Source organism: Bradyrhizobium sp. 191 (genome assembly GCF_023100985.1).
GTDB lineage: Bacteria > Pseudomonadota > Alphaproteobacteria > Rhizobiales > Xanthobacteraceae > Bradyrhizobium > Bradyrhizobium diversitatis.
Genome location: NZ_CP064692.1, coordinates 3978710 through 3997702, shown reverse-complemented (window position 1 = coordinate 3997702; position 18993 = coordinate 3978710). Strand labels below are relative to the sequence as shown.

Sequence of the window (18993 nt, the reverse complement as noted above, 5' to 3'; positions counted from 1 at the left end):
TGCAGGACAGCGACGGCGGAGGAAATTGAATGATCGGGATGGCGCGGCTCGCGATAGCGGGCCTGGTGGCGATCATGGCGATGGGCACGGCGCGGGCCGAGGATGTGCTGAAGGCCAGGATCGGCGTGCTCCGCCTGTCCTCCTCCGCGCCCGTTTTCATCGCGCAGGACAAGGGCTATTTCCGCGACGCCGGCCTGGAGGTCGAGCTGAAATTCTTCGACGCGGCGCAGCCGATCGCGGTAGCGACGACCTCGGGCGATGTCGATTTCGGCGTCACCGCCTTCACCGCGGGCCTCTACAATCTCGCCGGCAAGGGCGTGCTGAAGGTGATCGGCGGCATGAGCCGTGAGAAGCCCGGCTATCCCCTGATCGGCTATTTCGCCAGCAACAACGCCTATGCCGCCGGGCTGAAGACGCCGAAGGACCTCGCCGGCAAGCGCGTGGCGGTGACGCAGGTCGGATCGAGCTTTCACTATTCGCTCGGCCTGCTCGCCGATAAATACGGCTTCAAGCTCTCTGAGGTGAAGATCGTTCCGCTGCAGTCGCTCTCGAATGCGGCGGCTGCGCTGAAGGGCGAGACTGTCGACGCCGCGCTGCTTCCGATCTCCACGGCGCGAAAGCTGATGGACGAGGGCGGCGCGAAGTTCTTAGGCTGGGTCGGCGACGAGACGCCGTGGCAGCTGGGGGCGGTGTTCGCCTCGCCGAAGACGCTGGCCAGCAAGACGCTGGTGACGAAGCTGCTCGGCGCGCTCGCCAAGGCCGATCGCGAATATCACGATGTCATCCTTGCCGCGATGAAGGACGGTGTCGCCCCGATCAACGAGCAGACAAAGCCGCTGCTGGAGATCATCGCCAAGTACACCAATTTGCCGGTCGAGCAGGTGGTCGGCAATTGCGCCTATGTCGATCCCGACGGCAAGCTGGACGTCAAGAATGTCGACAACCAGATCAAATGGCTCCAGGAGCAGGGCTTTGCCGACAAGGGTTTTGACGTGAATGCGATCATCGCCAAGGACTATGTGAGGGCGGATTGATCGATGCGAGCACGTCTCTCTCCCCGTCATCCTGAGGTGCGAGCAGCGCAGTGCATCGGCTCGACTTGCGGCGCGCCGCAAGTCGAGCACCTCAGGATGACGGAGATAGAGTGAGAGGACGCAGCTCATGGACCTGATTGCCAACCACATCTCCCATCGCTTCGGCGATCTCGCCGTGCTCGACGACGTCTCCTTCACCGTCAGCGCCGGCGAGGTGGTGGCGATCGTGGGGCCATCGGGGTGCGGCAAGAGCACGCTGCTGTCGATCCTGGGCGGCCTCTTGCTGCCGACCTCCGGCGCGGCGGAGCTGCGCGGGGCGCCGCCGGCGGACAGTCTCAATCCGCTGACCTTCGTGTTCCAGGATTTTGCGCTGCTGCCCTGGGCCACGGTGGAGGAGAACGTCGAATTCCCGCTGCTGCATGCCCAGCTTGGCGCTGCGCAACGCCGTGCGCTGGTCGAGGACGCGCTGCGCCGCACCGGCCTGACCGATTTCCGCACCACCTATCCAAAGCAGCTCTCCGGCGGCATGCGCCAGCGCGTCGGCATCTCACGCGCGCTTGCGGTGAGACCTGCGATCCTGCTGATGGACGAGCCGCTCTCGGCGCTGGATTCGCAGACCCGCGAGCTCCTGATGGAAGACTTTGTCCGCCTGCTCGCCGATGGCGGCATGGGCGCGGTCTACGTCACCCACAATCTCGAGGAAGCCGCACGGCTTGCCGACCGCATCGTGGTGCTGTCGCGGCGGCCGGGACGCATCCGCGAGGTCGTAACCGTGCCGATGACGCGCGCGGCCCGCGGCGAAATTGCTGCGCGTGAACAGCTGCTCGCGCTTCAGAACCAGATCTGGTCGCTGATCCGCAACGAGGCGATCGATGCCGAGCGCGAGGTCCAGCATGCTTGACCGCGCGCCGGCGGAGATTGCGAAGGACACTGCGACGCGCCGCGTCCGCTTCCGCGGCGCGGGCTTCGTGCCGGACTCGAGCCGCCACGGCGGTTGGATCGCGCTCGCCCTCGTCATCGCGATCTGGCAGGTCGCGGGCAGCGCCGGCCTCGTCAATCCGTTGTTTCTGCCGCCGCCTTCCGCCATCGCCCGCGCGATCTACCAACTCGCGGTGTCGGGCGCGCTCTGGCAGCACGTCTCGGCCTCGCTGCTGCGCATCGGCGTCGGCTGGCTGCTCGGCACTGCGGCTGGTGTCGTCGTCGGCTTTGCCATCGGCCTGTCGCGGCTGGCGCGCAGCGTCGGCATCACCTTCATCTCGGCGCTGTTCCCGATTCCGAAGATCGCGCTGCTGCCGCTGTTGATCCTCTGGCTCGGCATCGGCGAAGAGCCGAAGATCGCTACGATTGCGCTAGGGGTGTTTTTCTCGACGGCGATCTCGGTCTATAGCGGCGTCGATGCGGTGCCGCGCAACCTCATCCGCATGGCGCAGAGCTTCAACGTTCCGTTTGCCAGCATCGTGCGCAAGGTGATCTGGCCGGGCGCGCTGCCCGCGATCCTCGCCGGCTTCCGCATCACCGCCTCCGTGGCGCTGCTGCTCGTCGTCAGCGCCGAGATGATCGGCGCGCAATACGGCATCGGCGCCTTCGTGCTGCAGGCCGGAAATCTGATGCAGACCGATCAGCTGCTCGCGGGCGTGGTGATCCTGTCGGTGTTCGGGCTCGCAGTCGGCAAGGTGATCGGCTGGCTGGAGACGCGGCTGTTGCACTGGCGATAGCTACCGTCACAACCGTCGTCCCGGGCAAGCGCAAGCGCAGACCCGGGACCCATAACCACAGGCAATCGTGATTAAGGGGACTCGGAGTTATTCGCTTGGCGCCCTCATTACTCCCTGTGGCTATGGATCCCGGATCGGCGCGCGCTTAGGGCGCGCTTGTCCGGGACGACACCGGGTATTGCTCAATACCCGCCTCACGCGTTCCCGCGATCTTCCCTGAACAAATCCAGCTTCTGCTGCACGGGCCGGTCCGAGAAGCTGAACAGCACGGCGTCGTCGTCGGCCTCGTGCGTCACCCAGTGCCAGCTCGGCACCACGAACAGATCGCGCGGGCCCCACTCGAAAACGGCATCGCCGATCCGGCTGCAGCCCTTGCCTTCGATCGGGCAGAACACCGTCGCGTCGGTCGCGCGATAGCGCGCGGTCTTGAATCCCCTGGGCAACAGCTGAATGAAGGTGCCGATGGTCGGCATGGCGAAATCGCCGGTCTCGGGGTTGCTGAACTTCAGCTTGAGCCCGTGACAGGCGTCCCACTCCTGGCTCGCGCGGGCCTTCTCCAGCGCCTCGCGGGTGTAGGCATAGGGATAGCTGAAGATCGGCGAGGTCTTCGAGCTCCGCTTCAAATCGACCGGCAAGAGGTTGTGGCCGTAGCGCGCAAAGCTGTCGCCGGCAGGTTTCGTGATCTTCTGCTGGTCTTCCTTCGATCCTTCCGCGAAGGAGCAGTCGAAGAACTGCACCAAGGGGATATCGAGGCCGTCGAGCCAGAACATCGGCTGGTCGGTCTCGTTGGAATGATCGTGCCAGGTCATGGACGGCGTGATGATGAAATCGCCGGGCTCCATCGCGGTGCGTTCGCCATCGACGGCGGTGTGGGCGCCCTTGCCTTCGAGCACGAAGCGCAGCGCGGACTGGCTGTGCCGGTGCGCAGGGGCGACGTCGCCGGGCACCACCATCTGCACCCCCGCGTAGAGCGAGGTCGTGATCTTGGATTGGCCGCGCAACCCCGGGTTCTCCAGCACCAGCACGCGCCGCTCGGCTTCCTTGGCGGTGATGAGCTTGCCGGCCTCCGTCATGTAATCGCGGATGACGTCGAACTTCCAAAGGTGCGGCCGGCAGGCGCTCTTCGGCTCCGGCGTGATCAGGTCGCTCATCACCGTCCACAGCGCGGTGAGATTCTCGCCGTCGATCTTCTTGTAGAACGCCTCGCGTTCCGGCGTCTTGGTCACGGCTTCCATGGTTGCTGCTCCCGATCGTTTGTTGATTGACAGTATACTGACGATCTGGCTAGCGTCAACGTGGCTAAGGGCCTACAAGGTCGCTGTCATTCCGGGGCGACGCGCCAGCGTCGAGCCCGGAATCCATAACCGCGATCGGGAGTATGGATTCCGGGCTCTCGCTTCGCGAGCCCCGGAATGACAGAAAATCACGAGGGAGGGTCTCGATGAAGCTGCACGGCTATTTCCGCTCCAGCGCCGCCTATCGGGTGCGGATCGCGCTGAACCTCAAGGGGCTCGGCGCCGAGCATCTGCCGCATCATCTTCGCAAGGGCGAACAATGCGCGCCCGCTTATCTGGCCATCAACCCGCAGGGCCTGGTGCCGGCGCTGGAGGATGATGCGGGTACGGTGCTGACCCAATCGGTCGCCATCATCGAATGGCTCGACGAGACCCACCCCAATCCGCCGCTGCTGCCGAAGGATCCGCTTCGCCGCGCCAAGGTGAGGGCATTCGCGCTGGCAATCGCCTGTGACACCCATCCGGTGCAGAATTTGAAGGTGCTGGCGCGGCTGCGCGAGCTCGGGCTGCCCGAGGAGAAGGTCCAGGAGTGGGCGGCCTGGGTCAATCGCGAGGGCCTGTCAGCCTGCGAGACCCTGATCCGAGACGAGAAGGGGCCGTTCTGCTTCGGAAATGCGCCGACGCTGGCCGATCTCTGCCTCGTACCGCAGCTTACCAATGCGCGCCGCTTCGGCGTCGACGTCCCCGCCTATCCGCGCCTGCTCGAAGCCGAGGCTGCCGCCAAGGCGCTGCCCGCCTTCGCCGACGCCGCACCGGAGAAGCAGCCCGATGCCGAGTAAGCCTGCCGCTCCGATCACCATGGACGCGGTCTATGCCGCGCCGGGCTATCTGTTCCGGCGCATGCAGCAGATCGCGGTCTCGATCTTCATGGAGGAGTGCAAGGCGTTCGATCTCACCCCGGTGCAATATGCCGCTTTGGTCGCGATCCATACCCATCCCGGCATCGACGCGACGCGGCTGTCGGCGGTGATCGCCTTCGACCGCTCTACGCTCGGCAGCGTGATCGAGCGGCTTCAAGCCAAGGGCTATATCGAGCGCAAGCCGGCGCCGGAAGACAGGCGGATCAAGTTGCTCCACCTGACAAAATCGGGCGGCGCGATCCTGCGCGACATCATCCCCGCCGTCGAACGCGCCCAGGCGCGGATGCTGGAGCCGCTGAAGCCCGCCGACCGCAAGGCGCTGATGGGGCTGTTGGTGCAGCTCGTCGATCTCAACAACGAGGCCTCGCGCGTGCCGCTGCGGGCGGAGGATGCACTGGAGCATCTGGGGAAGAGCGGCTGAGGGGATGTGAGTGAGCGGGTCTCCGCTCGCGCCTCATTCATCGCCGTCGTCCCGGACAAGCGGAGCGCAGATCCGGGACCCATTACCACAGGAAGGAGTTGGGCGCGAGCAGATAACTCCGCGTCCCCGTAACCACGTTCGCCTGTGGCTATGGGTCCCGGATCGGCGCGCGCTTAAGGCGCGCTTGTCCGGGACGACACCGAATGTGGGCAGCATCCTCGCCTCAGATCCGCAGCAATGCCTGCCGGTCGATCTTGCCCGTGCCCGTCTTCGGCAACTCGTCGATGAAGATCACCTCGCGCGGATATTTGTAGGGCAAGAGCTTGCCCTTCACATAGTCCTGCAGCCTGCGCGTCGCCTCACCCTGGTCGACGGCGCGGTTGTTCATCACCACGACTGCCTTCAGCGTCATGCGCCGGTCCGGCAGTTCGGCAGCGAACACCGCGCATTCGCGAATGTCGGGGTGGTCGGCCAGACACAGCTCGACTTCGAGCGGATAGACCCACTGGCCTGAGATCTTGATGAGATCGTCGGCGCGGCCGCGGAAGAAGTGGAAGCCGTCGGCATCGCGGATGAAGCGGTCGCCGGTATAGATCCAGCCGCCCTCGCGAATCGTTTCCGCGGACTTGTCCGGCCGGTTCCAGTACAGCGGCGTGTTGGAATCGCCGCGCACCCACAGGATGCCTTCCTCGCCGTCGCCGACCTCGTTCCCGTCCTTGTCGCGCAGGGCAACCTCGTAGCCGGGCACGCGCAGGCCGGCGGCGCCGAGCTTCTTCTGCTCGGGCCTGTTGGAGAGATAGATGTGCAGCACCTCGGTCGAGCCGAGGCCTTCGACGATTTCGAGCCCCGTGAGCGTCTTCCAGCCGTTGAAGACCTCCGCCGAGAGCACCTCGGCGGCGGAGAGCGCCATGCGCAGCGACGAGAAGTCCGTCCTGTCCGCGCCGTCGGCCTTGGTCAGCGATGTATAAAGCGTCGGCAGGCCGAAGAAGAGCGTCGGCTTGTATCGCGCGATCGCCGCGAAGATCGACGCAGGCTTGGGTTGGCCCGGCAACAGCAGCGTCGCGGCGCCGGCCGAGAACGGGAAGGTGACGGAGTTGCCGAAGCCGTAGGCAAAGAAGATCTTCGGCACCGAGAAGCAGATGTCGTCAGGCGTCAGCTTCAGCACGTTCTGCGCAAAGGCGGCATCGCTATAGGCCATGTCGTGCTGCAGATGCACGATGCCCTTGGGCCTGCCGGTCGAGCCGGAGGAGTACATCCAGAACGCCATCTCGTTGCGATGCGTGTCGGCTTCGGCGAGATCAGCCGGGAATTGCGCGAGCCAGTCCGCTGCCGCCAGCGCCGCAGGCGCGGCATGCTCGCCCGCTGCCCCATTGACGACGATCAGCGTATGGAGCGTCGTATCCTTGCACGCCTCCGCGTTGAAGCGCGCCGCGAACTCGGCATCCGCGACCGCGACAGCCGCGCCGGAATCGGCCAGATAGAATTGCAGGAGGTCCGGCGGCGTCAACGTGTTGATCAGGAGCGGCACGAAGCCGGCCCGCACCGCGCCGAAGAAGGCGGCCGGGTAGGCCGGCGTGTCGTCGAGGAACAGGAGCACGCGATCGCCGCGCTTCAGGCCAAGCGAGGCAAGACCGTTGCCCCAGCGGCAGGCTTCGCCGCACAGCTCGGCATAGGTCCGCGTGCCTGCCGGGCCCATGAGCGCGATCTTGTCGCCGCGGCCCTTGCCGAGATTGTCGAACAGCACGCGGCTGGCATTGTAGATTTCAGGAACGGCAAAGCCGATCTCGCGTGCCCCCGGGCCGTCCGCGGAAACCTGGTCGTGGATTTCGTTGCTCATGCGGCGTCTCCGCCGTTCTTGGCCGCCTCGTAGCGGGCCATGAAGGCCGGCGACATCGCGCGCAGCCGCGAATCGTCGATGCGGCCGGAGCGGGTGATATAGCTGTAGGCGAAGTCCATCAGGGGAAGCTTCATGTGCTCGGCGAAGTGCTCGTACCAGAACGCGCTCGTGCGCGCGGCATCGACGAGCTTCTGCACGATGGGCTTGCGAACGGCCTGATAGCGATGCAGCGCGGTCGCAAGATGCGCATCCGACTCCAGCGCCTTGACCAGCGCGATCGCGTCCTCGATCGCGAGCCGCGTGCCCGAGCCGATCGAGAAATGTGCCGAATGCAGGGCGTCGCCGAGCAGCACCATGTTCTTGAACGACCAGTGCTCGTTCCAGACCCAGGGGAAGTTGCGCCAGACCGATTTGTTCGAGACGAGGCAGTGGCCGCCAAGCGTGTCGGCGAAGACCTCCTCGCAGACACCCTTGGACTGCTCGACGTCCTTGTAGGCGAAGCCATAGGCCTGCCAGGTTGCGTGGTCGCATTCGACCAGGAACGTGCTCATGCCCGGCGAATAGCGGTAGTGATGGGCGTTGAAGGCGCCGCGGTCGGTCTTCACGAAGGTCTGCGACAGCGTGTCGAAGCGTTTCGAGGTGCCGTACCAGACGAACTTGTTGGAGGAGTAGGACAGCGACGTCCCGAAATCGCCTTCGAAGGCGCGGCGGACCAGCGAGTTCAGGCCATCAGCGGCGACGATCAGATCGTGGCCGTTGAGCTGGTCGATCGCCTGGATCGGCGTGTCGAAGCGCGGCGTGGCGCCGACATCGAGCGCACGCTGCTGCAGGAACCTGAGCAGCTCGAGGCGCCCGATCGAAGAGAAGCCGACCCCGTCGATGGCGACGCTGTCGCCGTGCAGGTTCAGCGTGATGTTCTCCCAGCTCTCCATATGCGGGGCGATCGCATCGACCGTCTCGGGGTCGTCGGCTCGCAGGAATTCCAGCGCCTGGTCGGAGAACACGACGCCAAAGCCCCAGGTCGCGTCGGCCGGGTTCTGCTCGAACAGGTCGACCTGATCCTCGGGATGACGCTTCTTCCAAAGATAGGCGAAGTAGAGGCCACCGGGCCCCCCGCCAATCACGGCGATCCGCAACGTCTGCCTCCCTGATTGACAGTATACTTACTATCTAGGGATAGACTAATGTGCTCCGGCGCCCGGCGCCAGCGGAATTATCGGCAAGGCCGGCACGCCAAAGCGCCTTCGAACACCCGTTTCGCCGGTGTCCGAAACCTCAGGTGCGAACCATAGCCAAACCGGGGCGAATTGGCCACCGGGGGCGTCAGACGCAGCGCTTCACATAGACGCCGTTCACCAGCACCCTGGTGCAACGGACCGCGGGCACGGGCTTGCGGACCACGACGGCCGCGTTCGGACCGGCGCAGCCGGCGCGATACACGCCGCGGGCGCACACCACCGCATTGGCATCGGTAGCCTCGAACGTCATGGTCGCGGCGAAGGCGAAGAGAGCAGAACCAACGAGCAGCAATGAACGCATGTTGTCCTCCCGAGCTTGTCGTTATCGAAATGATGCTTGCAAAAGGCTTGTCGTTGCAGGCGTGCAGCAGCTCATTTTCGCACGCCGACCATCATCGCCGCGCGGCGCGCTCCTCATCGTGCCGCGAACGGGGCGAGCACGTCCTTGCACGCGGGCGACAGCGAGGCGGCCCTGTTGGAAATGCATTGTATGATGCGGCCGCCGCCGGGCGCGACACCGGCGCAGAGCGTGCGGATGTCGGCGCCGCAGGCCGACCTCACGATGAACAGCTCCTCTCGCGGCAGCAAGGGGCGCAAGACGATGACGGCTGGCGCGGTCGCTGCCGCAGCCGCCGGCGCTGCGCCCGCAGGCGCTGCCGTTGCTGCTGCGCCGCCGCCGGTTGCAGCGCTCACGGCCTTCTCGCATGCCGGCGAGACCTTGGCCTTGTTCTTCTCCAGGCATTCGAGCGCCGCCGCGCCGCCCGGCGTCACGCTGGCGCAGACCCTGGGATAGTCGGCGCGGCACGCGCTCTTGACGGCCGCAACCTGCGCGCTGCTCGGCTGCTTGGCGGCAGTGGCCTTCGGTGTCGGTGCAGCGCCGGGCTGCGCTGCGGGCGCGGGCTCAGCCTTGGACGCAGCGGACGGCGGCGCTTCCACCTTGGGAGCGGCTTCCTTGGGCGCAGCCTCGGTCTTCGGCGCGGCGGGCGCGGCTTCGGTCTTCGGAGCCGCAGCGGGCTCGACGGCGCGAACCGCGGTCTGGCATCCCGATGACAGGCTGGACATGTTATTCGCCAGGCATTGAAACGCTTCCGTGCCGCCAGGCGTCACGCTCGCGCAGTGCGCGATGAAATCCGAGCGGCAAGCGGAGCGAATGGCGCTCTTCTGGGCCTCGGTCGGCGCTTGCGCGGCTGCCGATGTCGCGGCTGCAAAGAGTGCCGCCGCCAGCAGCGCCTTGCGCCGCGATGCATGCTTCAACGTGTTGAACATCTGAATGATTTCCTGCCCGTCGGGTGAGCCGAGGATTCTTGAAATGTAATGTAATCGCAATCGTCGCGAGTAACGCCTCGCAAGGCAGCATCATTCGCCGCTTTGACCTCACCCGCAAGTCAATTGTGCCAGCGCCGATGGCGTCTCAGAGCCTGACCATGCGCTTGCCGCGGTTCTCGCCCGCGAGCAGCCCGATCAGCGCCTTCGGTGTGTTCTCGAAGCCGTCGATGATGTCCTCCTGCACCCTCAGCTTGCCGGACTTGACCCACGTCTGGAGGTCGGCGAGCGCACGCTGGCTCTCCTTCATGTAGTCCATCACGATGAAGCCCTGCATGACGAGCCGCTTCACCACGATCAGCCCGGGCACGCCGCGCGGGCCGTGCGCGGCAGGAGCGCCGTCATACTGCGAGATCGCCCCGCAGCAGGCGATGCGGCCGTAATTGTTCATCTGTGGCAGGCAGGCTTCGAGGATGTCGCCGCCGACATTGTCGAAATAGACGTCGATGCCCTTCGGCGCCGCTGCGCGCAGCGCCTTGAACACCGCGCCGTCCTTGTAGTCCACCGCGGCATCGAAGCCGAGCTCGGAGGTCAGCCATCTGCACTTGTCCGCGCCGCCGGCGATGCCGATGACGCGGCATCCCTTGATCTTCGCGATCTGCCCGACGATCGAGCCGACCGAGCCCGCAGCGGCGGAGACCACGACCGTCTCGCCCTCCCTGGGCTTGCCGATCTCCAGCAGGCCGAAATAAGCGGTGAGGCCGGCGATGCCGAACACGCTGAGCAGGTGCGTCATCGGTTCGAGCTTGGGCATCTTGGTGAGATGCTTGGCCGGCACCGCGGCAAATTCCTGCCAGCCGGTGTCGCCGAACACGATGTCGCCGGGCGCAAGCTCTGGCGCCTTTGAGCTGACGACCTCGGCGATGGCGCCGCCGGCCATCACGCTGTTGGCTTCGACCGCGGAACGATAGGTCGCGCCGTGCATCCAGGCGCGGTTGGCGGCATCGAGCGAGATGTAGCGCACGCGCAGCAACGCCTCGCCGTCCTTCGGCTCCGGCATTGTGCCCTCGACCATCTTGAAATGCTCGGGGCCGAGCTTGCCGCTGGGCTTTTCCACCAGCAGAATCTGGCGATTGACGTTGCCGTTCATGGCGTTCCCCTCTTTGATTCTTTGATGCTATCGGCGCGAACAAGACCCGCAGGCCGCATTTGCTGTGCGCGGCCACAAGGCTAGAGCGCTGCGTTCCATTTCACAACTGGAACATCCGCTCATCCTCCCCGAACACCCGGTCCAGCGCCGCGTCATATGTTGCCTGCACCAATTCCGGATGCAGCTTGCCCAGCGCTTCCATCATCACGCCGGAATTGATCTCGAGCACTTTCCATTCGCCGTCGACACGCACCACGTCGATCGACGCGAAGACGATGCCGATGGCGCTGCCGGCATCGGCCGCGAGCTTCACGCAAGCCGTTCGAACCTCGCCGTCCTCCAGCAGCACGGGTTTTGCGGTGGCATCGAGATTGTGCCGCCAATCCGAGCCACGCTGCTTGCTGTAGACGACGAGGGGCAGATCGCCGAGTTGCACGACACGGACCTCGTCCTCGATCGCCAGATAGGGCGAGATCGCAAGTCCGGCGCTCATCGAGAAAACGTCGTCAACCGCGTGATCGAGTTCCGCCTCGGTCGACACCCTGAACACCGACCGTCCCGACGTTCCCTCGTTCGGCTTCACCACCACGCCTTGCGGATGGTCGCGAAGCAGTTCGAGCATGGCCTCTCGCCAACTGGGGCCAACGACATTCCTGCCGAGTCTTGGGTTGAGGAACAGCCGATGGGAAACGCATGGCACACCGGCTATCTCCAGCGCCTCGGCGGTGGCCGATTTGTCGTTGGCGAGGCGGTGGGCGATGGCGCTGTTGAGGCCGATGTCATAGCCGAAGGCGAGGTGGCGCCTTTCGTCCCGGCGCATCGCGATCAGCCAGCCGCCGGGGCGGACATCGACCGTGATCCCGTGCTGGGCGCAATAGCGCCTGATCGCCTGGACGAAGATCCGCTCGCCGTCTGCCATCTGCTCCCGTCGCTCTTCAGTCGCTCCTGGCGCCAAAAGCCGCAAGAATGCGGGAAGCGGCGCCACACCGGGGTAAAAATCAGAGCTATTCTTAATGAAATTCTCGCGAGCGCGACGGAAATTAAGTGCTGCCATCGAGCCCCACAGGGAAAAGAAATTGCCTGCCTCCCGCCGCCGGCAGCAGATTCATTGATGATCTGACCAGTTCTGCTGCAAATGCCGGTTTGACCGGCATCAATTGCATCCGAAACGAGGTTGATTATTGGTCTCAATGGCGTAGATCACACACGCCAAATCCTCCGCCATGGCAGATGGTGCCCGCCCAGCGTCAGGGGCCGGGCAGTGCTTTTGCCCTAAAACCGCAGTTATTCGGAATATCGAAAATCATGAGCGCGTTTTACCGAGAGAAGGTTCTTTCCGTCCACCACTGGACCGACACGCTGTTCAGCTTCCGCGCCACCCGCGATACCGGCTTCCGCTTCCAGAACGGCCAGTTCGCCATGATCGGCCTCGAGGTCGACGGCCGTCCGCTGCTGCGCGCCTACAGCATGGCGAGCGCCAACCACGAGGAAGAACTCGAGTTCTTCTCGATCAAGGTTCAGGACGGCCCGCTCACCTCGCGCCTCCAAAAGATCAAGGAAGGCGACACCATCCTGGTCGGCCGCAAGGCGACCGGCACTCTGATCACCGACAATTTGCTTCCCGGCAAGCGGCTGATGCTGCTCTCGACCGGCACGGGCCTCGCGCCCTTCGCGAGCCTGATCAAGGATCCCGAGGTCTACGACCAGTTCGAGTCGATCGTCCTGGTGCACGGCTGCCGCCAGGTCTCCGAGCTCGCCTATGGCGAGAAGCTCGTCGCGACCTTGCGCGAGGATGAGCTGTTCGGCGAGCTGCTCGCGGACAAGCTCGTCTATTATCCGACCGTGACCCGTGAGCCGTTCAAGAACCGCGGCCGCATCACCGACCTCATCAGCTCCGAGCAGATCTTCAACGACATCGGCCAGGGCCCGCTCGATATCGAGACCGACCGCATCATGATGTGCGGCAGCCCGGCGATGCTCGAAGAGCTCAAGGCGATGTTCGAGAGCCGCGACTTCGTCGAGGGAAGCGGCAACAAGCCTGGCCATTTCGTGATCGAGAAGGCCTTCGTCGAGCGGTAAGCTCTGTCGAGGAAGTGGCGTGATCGCGCGCCACACCCAACTCGTCGTCCCGGACAAGCGCGCCTAAGCGCGCGTAGATCCGGGACCCATAACCACAGGCCGTGATTATGCGACGAGTCGGAGCGGACAGCTTTCCCAGCCCCAAAATCTCGTGGTTATGGATCCCGGGTCTGCGCTGACGCTTGCCCGGGACGACGGCTGAGCTTGTGGATCCAGTCTGGCCCGCTCGCGGCCTCCTAGGAGCCTTGCGGCCTGCGGTCTCTTCCTCCCAACCCTTCTGTTGCGGTGCAGCAGCCCGCGATCGAGGCTGATTGATTTGTCTCCGCCGAATTCGCTAGCCTGAAACAAGGGCCACGTCATATCCGTATGACAGGCGCAGGCGTATCGTACCGCCTCATGCTGGCGAGAGGATGGGAATCGTGGCCGACGACAACAAGACGCGGGAATCGCCCGAACACTCATCCCCCAAACGCCTGCCGCTGGCGGAAGAAGGGATCATGGAAACCCTGCTGCTGCCCTTCTCGCCGCGCTACATCGTGCTGACGATTTGCGCGGTGGTCACCGCTCTCCTGATCGGCATCGGCCTCGCGGATCGCAAGATCTTCGACATCATGCTGGTCCCGATCCTGATCTTCGGCGCGCTGACGCTGCTCGGCATCCGCGATCTCCTGCAGAAGAGCCACGCGGTGCTGCGCAACTACCCGATCTCCGCGCATATCCGCTTCCTGCTGGAAGAAATCCGGCCCGAGATGCGGCAATATTTCTTCGAGAGCGAGAAGGACGGCATGCCGTTCTCGCGCGACACCCGCGCGGTGGTCTATCAGCGCGCCAAGATGGAGCTCGACAAGCGTCCTTTCGGCACGCAGGAGGACGTCTACCGCGACGGCTACGAGTGGATGCATCACTCGGTCGCGCCGAAGACGCATGCCACGGAGAAATTCCGCATCACCATCGGCGGCCCCGATTGCACCAAGCCCTATTCGGCTTCGGTGTTCAACATTTCGGCGATGAGCTTTGGCGCGCTCAGCCCGAACGCGGTGCGGGCGCTGAATGCCGGCGCCAGGAAGGGCGGCTTCGCGCACGACACCGGCGAGGGCGGTGTCAGCCCCTATCACCGCGAGATGGGCGGCGACATCATCTGGGAGATCGGCTCCGGCTATTTCGGCTGCCGTCGTCTCGACGGTACGTTTGATCCCGAGGCGTTCGCGCGCGTCGCCGGCGACGACCAGATCAAGATGGTCGAGCTCAAGATCAGCCAGGGCGCCAAGCCCGGCCATGGCGGCGTGCTGCCGGCGGCCAAGGTCTCTGAGGAGATCTCCAAGATCCGCGGCGTCGCCATGGGCGAGGACTGCATCTCGCCGGCCTCGCACCGCGTCTTCTCCACGCCAACAGGCATGATGCAGTTCATCGCCGAGATGCGCCGCTTGTCCGGCGGCAAGCCGGCCGGCTTCAAGCTGTGCATCGGCCATCCCTGGGAATTCCTGGCTATCTGCAAGGCGATGATCGAGACCGGCATCTACCCTGATTTCATCGTCGTCGATGGCAATGAGGGTGGCACGGGCGCGGCCCCGCTGGAGTTCATGGATCATCTGGGCATGCCGATGCGCGAGGGCGTCAATTTCGTCCACAACGCGCTGGTCGGCATCAACGCGCGCGATCGCATCAAGATCGGCGCCTCCGGCAAGATCGCGACCGCCTTCGACATGGCGCGCGCCATGGCGATCGGCGCCGACTGGTGCAATTCGGCACGCGGGTTCATGTTCTCGCTCGGCTGCATCCAGTCGCTGAGCTGCCACACCGACCGCTGCCCGACCGGGGTTGCGACGCAGGACCCGACGCGGGCGCGCGCGCTCTACGTGCCGCTCAAGATCGACCGCGTACAAAATTACCATCATGCGACGCTGCACTCGCTGACGGAGCTCATTGCCGCCGCCGGCCTCGAACATCCGCAGCAGCTGCGCCCGATTCACTTCAGCCAGCGGACGTCGACGACCCAGGTGCAATCCTTTGCGCAGCTCTATCCGGCACTGCGCCCGGGCGAGCTGCTCGAAGGTACGGAAGACCCGCGCTTCCGCGACGCCTGGCGCATGGCGCGCGCCGAGACGTTCCAGCCGGCGCTGTAGGATTCTGGTCGCGTAATTCATCGCGATCGCGGCTGGTGCGGATCGGGGTGAGGTTCGGGTGACGCTCGCTGTGTGACGCGCGCTCGAGCCACAACTCAGCTGTCGTCCCGGACAAGCGCCAGCGCAGATCCGGGACCCATACCGCGTGATCTGGCGAGTGCGGCTGGTGGCAGTACCGAACTGCGGGTCTTCGCCAAACCCCTCCCTGTGGTTATGGGTCCTGGATCGGCGCGCGCTTGAGGCGCGCTTGTCCGGGACGACAGCTTGCTATCGCTCAATTCACCCCGTCTCGACCTCACTCAACCGGCTCGCCAGGATCTTGTCGATCCTCCGCCCGTCGAGATCGACCACCTCGATGTGCCAGCCGCGGAAATCGAAGGCGTCGCCGGGGCTGGGGAGCGCGTTGAACTGTTGCAGCACCAGGCCCGCCACCGTGTTGTAGCGGTGCGGCGGCAGTTCGACGCCGAGCAGCTCGCCGAATTCGTCGGCCGGCATCCAGCCGGAGATCAGGAGCGAGTCGTCGGCGCGCCTGACATAGGCCGGCTCCGGCGGCCCCGCCTCGGAATGGAAGGCGCCGACGATCGACTCGAGGATGTCGGTGGCGGTCACCACGCCTTCGAAGGCACCGTATTCGTCGTAGACGAAGCCGACGTGAACCGGAGCCGCTTTCAGGATGGTCAGCACGTCGCGCGCATCGGCGGACACCGGGATGCCGGGCGCCTCGCGCACGAGCGCGCGCAGATCCGGCGTGCGTTCGTTCATATAGGCCACCAGCAGGTCCTTGGCCTGGAGCACGCCGATCGGCTTGTCGCGGTCGCCGTCGGAAACGGGAAAGCGCGAATGCGGGCTGCCCGCGATGATCTCCCGGATCGCGGCCGGATCGTCGTTCAGGTCGATCTCGTCGACCTCCGTGCGCGGCGTCATGACGGCGCCGACAGGACGATCGCCGAGCCGCATCACGCCCGCGATCATCTCCTTCTCGCCCGGCTCGAGCACGCCAGCGCTCTCGGCCTCGCTGACGAGGTGATGGATCTCGTCCTCCGACACCTTCTCCTCGGCCTTGCCGCCGCGGCCGAGCAGCGTGAGGATCAGCCTTCCGGAGACGTCGAGCAGGAAGACGAGCGGCAGCGATATCTTCGCCAACACATGCATCGCCGGCGCGACGCGGACCGCGATGCTTTCGGGATCGCGCAGCGCCACCTGCTTCGGCACCAGCTCGCCGACGATGAGGGTGGCGTAGGTGATGAGCGTGACCACGAGCCCGACCCCGACGATGTCGGCAATGCCCTTGGAGAGGCCGAGCTCGAGCAGCCATTGCGTCAGCCGCTGCCCGAGCGTCGCGCCCGAGAACGCGCCGGAGAGCACACCGACCAGCGTGATCCCGATCTGCACCGTCGACAGGAACTTGCCGGGATCGGCGGCCAGCGTCAGCGCCCGCTCGGCGCCGCGCACGCCCTTGGCCGCGAGCAGCGACAGCCGCGCCGGACGCGACGAGACCACGGCCAGCTCGGACATGGAGAGCAGGCCGTTGATGACGATCAGGATGACGACGATGACGAGTTCGAGCGAGAGCATTGACCTTCCGGAGGTAAGCAAGTGCGGCGCAGATGACAGCGCAAGCCATCGATATAGGTATTCGGTGAGGAGATGCTGGCGATTCCGCGCATTCGAGCACTGAAGGAACTGGCGTCCGGCAGTGTTCCCGAGGCCGTCCGCGACGACCTGACACTCCGCGGAACTACGGATCGTTGCTTAACGCCCCCTTAGTGGCCGCCCGCTAGATTTTCGACATTGCAGAAATCAATTGGGGGAAATCAGGATGCGGATCGGGAAGCTCTTCGCGCTGTCGATGCTGACGGTGACGGTATTTGCGGTCATCCTTGGCGCCGAGGTGCTGATACCCCAGACGCGCATCTTCGCGAACCGCTCCGACGCGATCAAGACCGTCGATGCCTTTGGTGCGACCCTGATGGCCAGCCAGCACGTCGCCAGCCTTCGCGCACCCTATATCGGACCGATCTTCCAGGAGGGCGCCGCGACCCAGGCGCAGCTCGACGCTGCCACGAAGGCTACGAAAACGGCCGAGGCGGGCTTCGAGGCGGCAAGGCGGGCCGTGATGGTGCTGGATGACGGCGGCGCGATTGCCGAGAATCTCGATCGTGCTGCGCGGCGTCTGAAAGACATCACCGCCGCTGCCGATCGTGCGATGAGTGTTCCCCTCGCCACGCGCGACAGTGCCGCGACAAAGGGCTTCCTGCCCGGTGTTGCCGAGGTCCTCGCCAATCTCGAGCCTGTCATGAACCGGCTCGAGGCGAAGGTGATCAACGCCGATTCCTCGCTTGCGGCGCTGTTGAGCCTGGCGCGAACGGCGCAGGATCTGCGCGTGTCGGCCGGCAGCCGCGCGGCAACGCTGTCGCCTGCGCTCTCCGCGCGCCGCCCACTCACCGCTGCTGAACTGACGCTGATGGACCGGATGCAGGGACGCGTGGAGGCCGACCGCGAGCGTATCGAGGCCGGGATCGACCAGCTCGGAAAGCCCGCCCGTATCGCTGCCGCGTTCAAGGCGGCAATGGACTCCTATTTTGGGCAAGCAGCGGTTGCCGTGGACAAGGAGCTTCCTGCGGCCCGGAGCGACGGCAAATACGTTGCCACCGCCGAAGAACTGGCGAAGGTCATCGTGCCGGCCATCCAGATGTTCTACGGCGTGCGCGATGCCGCGCTGGCGGAAGCCGCCGAGCGTGCCTCGGCCGCGCGCGACGGCGCGCTGGCGATGCTCGCGCTCGCCGGCGTCGCCGTGTTGGCCCTGCTCGGCACGCTGGCTGGCGTGACCATGATGCTGCGCAGGCGCGTGGTGACGCCGCTCGGCCGGATCGCCGACGTGATCGGCGCCCTCGCCGCCGGGCAGCACGAGGTCGAGATTCCGGCGACGGGCCGCAACGACGAGATCGGCCAGGTCGCAGGCTCGCTCCAGCACTTCAAGGATTCGCTGCTTGCCAAGAAGTCCGCCGACGAGGCGGCCGCGATCGAAGCGGAAGCCAAGCTGAAGCGCAGCCAGCGCATGGATCAGATCGCGCGCGAGTTCGAAGCCATGATCGGTGACGTGATCAACACCGTCTCGTCGGCCTCCTCGGAGCTGGAAGCGTCCGCGGGAACGCTGACGAGCACCGCCGCGCAATCCGAAACGGTCACCGCGACCGTCGCGGCCGCCTCCGAACAGGCCTCCACCAACGTGCAGACCGTTGCAGCGGCGGCCGAGGAGATGGCCTCGTCGGTCGACGAGATCAGCCGTCAGGTCCAGGATTCCGCGCGCATCGCCGGCGAGGCGGTGCAGCAGGCCGGGCGCACCAACGACCATGTCGGCGAGCTCGCCAGGGCCGCGGGCCGGATCGGCGACGTCGTCGAGCTCATCAGCCAGATCGCGGGCCAGACCAATCTTCTGGCGCTCAATGCCACCATCGAGGCGGCGCGCGCCGGCGAGGCCGGTCGCGGCTTCGCCGTCGTCGCTTCCGAGGTCAAGGCACTGGCCGAGCAGACCGCCAAGGCCACCGGCGAGATCAGCCAGCAGATCGCAGGGATTCAAGCTGCGACCGAAGACTCCGTCGGCGCCATCAAGGCGATCGGCGACACCATCTCCCGCATGTCCGAGATCGCGTCGGCCATCGCCGCGGCGGTCGAGGAGCAGGGCGCGGCGACGCGGGAGATCTCCCGCAACGTGCAGCAGGCCGCGCGCGGCACCCAGCAGGTCTCCGCCAGCATCGTCGACGTGCAGCGCGGCGCGAGCCAAACCGGGTCGGCCTCCTCCAACGTGCTCGCGTCGGCCAGATCGCTCTCGGGCGAAAGCAGCCGTCTCAAGACCGAGGTCGGAAAATTCCTCGACGCGATCCGGGCCGCTTAGGCGGGATCAGACACCCTCGCCCGGATTCTCCAGGCTGAACGTCTCGGACTGCTCGTCATAGGCGAACAGTTCGCGCGCTGGGC

Annotated in this window: 16 protein-coding genes; 8 read left to right on the top strand and 8 right to left on the bottom strand. The window is 65.5% G+C overall.

Translation table 11 applies throughout. From position 1 onward, the window contains the following. Positions 1 to 29: 29 nt before the first annotated feature. The 3 genes from IVB23_RS18555 to IVB23_RS18545 all read left to right on the top strand — a co-directional run bounded on the left by IVB23_RS18555 (position 30) and on the right by IVB23_RS18545 (position 2749). The gene (locus IVB23_RS18555; protein ID WP_061882563.1) at positions 30 to 1034 is read left to right on the top strand and encodes an ABC transporter substrate-binding protein; all 1005 of its coding nucleotides are present in this window, start codon (positions 30 to 32) and stop codon (positions 1032 to 1034) included. A 127-nt stretch (positions 1035 to 1161) separates the two neighbouring features. Next, positions 1162 to 1935: an ABC transporter ATP-binding protein gene (locus IVB23_RS18550; RefSeq protein WP_247804586.1), complete on the top strand. Its 774-nt coding sequence runs from the start codon at positions 1162 to 1164 to the stop codon at positions 1933 to 1935. Beyond that, on the top strand, positions 1928 to 2749 hold the full coding sequence (locus IVB23_RS18545; protein ID WP_247804584.1) for an ABC transporter permease: 822 nt from the start codon (positions 1928 to 1930) through the stop codon (positions 2747 to 2749). Before IVB23_RS18550 ends, IVB23_RS18545 begins: the two co-directional genes overlap by 8 nt. 194 nt (positions 2750 to 2943) lie before the next feature. Here IVB23_RS18545 and gtdA read toward each other — a convergent pair whose 3' ends face one another. Continuing rightward, positions 2944 to 3984 (bottom strand): gentisate 1,2-dioxygenase, encoded by a 1041-nt coding sequence (gene gtdA / locus IVB23_RS18540; RefSeq protein WP_197969013.1) that lies wholly within the window; start codon positions 3982 to 3984, stop codon positions 2944 to 2946. Between the two features lie 206 nt (positions 3985 to 4190). Here gtdA and maiA point away from each other — a divergent pair, with 206 nt between their 5' ends. Beyond that, positions 4191 to 4823: a maleylacetoacetate isomerase gene (maiA, locus tag IVB23_RS18535; RefSeq protein WP_247804582.1), complete on the top strand. Its 633-nt coding sequence runs from the start codon at positions 4191 to 4193 to the stop codon at positions 4821 to 4823. After that, positions 4813 to 5325, top strand: a complete 513-nt coding sequence (locus IVB23_RS18530) for a MarR family transcriptional regulator (RefSeq protein ID WP_197969014.1) — start codon at positions 4813 to 4815, stop codon at positions 5323 to 5325. The genes maiA and IVB23_RS18530 overlap by 11 nt, the downstream gene beginning before the upstream one ends. A 223-nt stretch (positions 5326 to 5548) precedes the next feature. Here the strand turns inward: IVB23_RS18530 and IVB23_RS18525 are convergent, their stop codons facing one another. From IVB23_RS18525 to IVB23_RS18500, 6 genes are all read right to left on the bottom strand, one after another. Next, positions 5549 to 7162: a benzoate-CoA ligase family protein gene (locus IVB23_RS18525; RefSeq protein ID WP_247804580.1), complete on the bottom strand. Its 1614-nt coding sequence runs from the start codon at positions 7160 to 7162 to the stop codon at positions 5549 to 5551. Then, positions 7159 to 8298: an FAD-dependent monooxygenase gene (locus tag IVB23_RS18520; protein ID WP_247804579.1), complete on the bottom strand. Its 1140-nt coding sequence runs from the start codon at positions 8296 to 8298 to the stop codon at positions 7159 to 7161. Before IVB23_RS18520 ends, IVB23_RS18525 begins: the two co-directional genes overlap by 4 nt. Before the next feature lie 187 nt (positions 8299 to 8485). Further along, positions 8486 to 8701, bottom strand: a complete 216-nt coding sequence (locus IVB23_RS18515) for a hypothetical protein (protein ID WP_131872512.1) — start codon at positions 8699 to 8701, stop codon at positions 8486 to 8488. 113 nt (positions 8702 to 8814) lie between these two features. Beyond that, on the bottom strand, positions 8815 to 9666 hold the full coding sequence (locus IVB23_RS18510; RefSeq protein WP_247804578.1) for a cysteine rich repeat-containing protein: 852 nt from the start codon (positions 9664 to 9666) through the stop codon (positions 8815 to 8817). Between the two features lie 145 nt (positions 9667 to 9811). After that, complete coding sequence (locus IVB23_RS18505; protein ID WP_247804576.1) at positions 9812 to 10813, bottom strand: NADP-dependent oxidoreductase; 1002 nt, start codon at positions 10811 to 10813, stop codon at positions 9812 to 9814. A 100-nt stretch (positions 10814 to 10913) separates the two neighbouring features. Then, complete coding sequence (locus tag IVB23_RS18500; RefSeq protein WP_247804574.1) at positions 10914 to 11732, bottom strand: RimK-like protein; 819 nt, start codon at positions 11730 to 11732, stop codon at positions 10914 to 10916. Between the two features lie 386 nt (positions 11733 to 12118). Between IVB23_RS18500 and IVB23_RS18495 the strand changes: the two genes are divergently transcribed. Together IVB23_RS18495 and IVB23_RS18490 are read left to right on the top strand one after the other, a co-directional pair. Further along, entirely contained in the window at positions 12119 to 12892 is a 774-nt protein-coding gene (locus IVB23_RS18495; RefSeq protein WP_194391116.1) for a ferredoxin--NADP reductase, read from the top strand. A 410-nt stretch (positions 12893 to 13302) separates the two neighbouring features. Beyond that, positions 13303 to 15015, top strand: coding sequence for an FMN-binding glutamate synthase family protein (locus tag IVB23_RS18490; RefSeq protein WP_247804572.1), 1713 nt, complete (start codon positions 13303 to 13305; stop codon positions 15013 to 15015). Positions 15016 to 15294: 279 nt separating this feature from the next. On the opposite strand, the gene IVB23_RS18485 is transcribed toward IVB23_RS18490, so the two are convergent. Continuing rightward, positions 15295 to 16590 (bottom strand): hemolysin family protein, encoded by a 1296-nt coding sequence (locus tag IVB23_RS18485; protein ID WP_061882551.1) that lies wholly within the window; start codon positions 16588 to 16590, stop codon positions 15295 to 15297. A 244-nt stretch (positions 16591 to 16834) separates the two neighbouring features. Between IVB23_RS18485 and IVB23_RS18480 the strand changes: the two genes are divergently transcribed. After that, positions 16835 to 18910 carry a HAMP domain-containing methyl-accepting chemotaxis protein gene (locus tag IVB23_RS18480; RefSeq protein ID WP_247804570.1) on the top strand — a complete coding sequence of 692 codons (2076 nt, stop codon included), beginning with the start codon at positions 16835 to 16837 and terminating at the stop codon, positions 18908 to 18910. Positions 18911 to 18993 lie beyond the last annotated feature (83 nt).